Annotated in this window: 1 protein-coding gene; it reads left to right on the top strand. The window is 67.3% G+C overall.

What is annotated here, in order from left to right; all coding sequences use genetic code 11:
- Positions 1-1,462, top strand: a 1,462-nt coding sequence (locus ACQKIP_RS47120) for a phage tail sheath family protein (protein ID WP_427745829.1), incomplete at its 5' end; no start/stop codon positions are given.
- Positions 1,463-1,536 lie beyond the last annotated feature (74 nt).

Here is a 1,536-nt window from a genome sequence, read left to right on the forward strand (position 1 = left end):
CAACGGGGGGTCGATGTCCATCACAGCCTTCGTCGGACGGGCGCGACGCGGGCCGGTCGACTCCCCCACCACCGTCAACAACTTCGGCGAATTCAGCCGCCGGTTCGGCGACCTGTGGGACGAGGCACCCATGGGATACGCCGTCGCGCAGTTCTTCGACAACGGCGGGTCCGAAGCGCTCATCGTGCGGGTGCACAACCCGAGCGCACCGAACGCCGAAGATCTCGCCGAGGCGATCGTGCCCGCTGCCGGAGGCACGCCGTTGCGCCTGGCCGCGGCCGCACCGGGAAACTGGGGAAGGCAGTTGCGGGCTGTAGTACCACCGCCACCCGCAGCGGCTGCGGCGTTCCACCTGACTCTGCAGGAGGTGTCTGCCACCAACCCCAAGCAGGTGGTGACCGAGGAGCGTTTCCTCAATTTGACGTTGGTCCAGGGGGATCCGCGGTTCGTCACCGATGTGCTGGCCGCCCAGTCGCGGCTGGTCCGCGTCAAGCAATCGCCGCTGGACCGCCCCATGGTCACGCAGGCCCCGATCGCCTTCACGGGCGGGGCCGACGGCAAGCCGATCACTGCGGACCAGGTGTCCGCCCCGGGACTGCGAGATGGGCGACAGGGGCTCTATGCCCTGGAGGAGAGCGACCTGTTCAACCTCCTGTGCATCCCACCGTTCACCCCCGGGACGGATCCCGGCCTTGCGACCTGGGACGCCGCCGCACGGTACTGCCAAGATCGACGGGCGATACTGCTCGTGGACCCGCCCGAGGCATGGGTCGATCCCGCCGCCGTGCCGGCCGCCGTGTCCACGCTCGTGACCCGCTCGCCCAATGCCGCCCTCTACTTTCCGCGGATCCGCGCCGCAGACTCACTGCGCGAGAACCGGTTGGCGTCGTTCGTCCCCTGCGGCGCCGTCGCCGGCGTCATCGCCCGCACGGACGCCGTACGCGGCGTGTGGAAGGCTCCCGCCGGGCAGGATGCCACGCTGAACGGCGTTCCAGAGCTCACCGTGCGACTGACCGATGAACAGCACGGGAAACTCAACCCCGAAGGGGTCAACTGCCTGCGCACCTTCCCTGTACCGGGACGAGTCGTCTGGGGTGCCCGCACCACCATGGGTGCCGATCAGCTGGCCAGCCAGTGGGCATATCTGCCGGTACGGCGACTGGCCCTGTACATCGAGGAGAGCCTCTACCGCGGCACGCAGTGGGTGGTCTTCGAGCCCAACGACGAGCCCCTGTGGTCGCAGATCCGGCTCAATGTGGGCGCATTCATGAGCGGGCTCTTCCGGCGCGGCGCCTTCCAGGGCACGACACCCGCGCAAGCCTATTTCGTGCGGTGTGGCCGCACGGTCAATCCGCAGGAAGACATCGACCGCGGAATCGTCAACATCATCGTCGGCTTCGCACCGGTCAAACCGGCCGAATTCGTCGTTATCAGCATCCAGCAGATTCGGCCGGGGGTGTGACCATGGCTCAGTTCACCGTCAACGCACAGCGTTTCGACCCGTACAAGAATTTCAAGTTCCGGGTGAAGTGGGAC

The organism is Streptomyces sp. NPDC059900 (genome assembly GCF_050270335.1).
Taxonomy (GTDB): domain Bacteria; phylum Actinomycetota; class Actinomycetes; order Streptomycetales; family Streptomycetaceae; genus Streptomyces.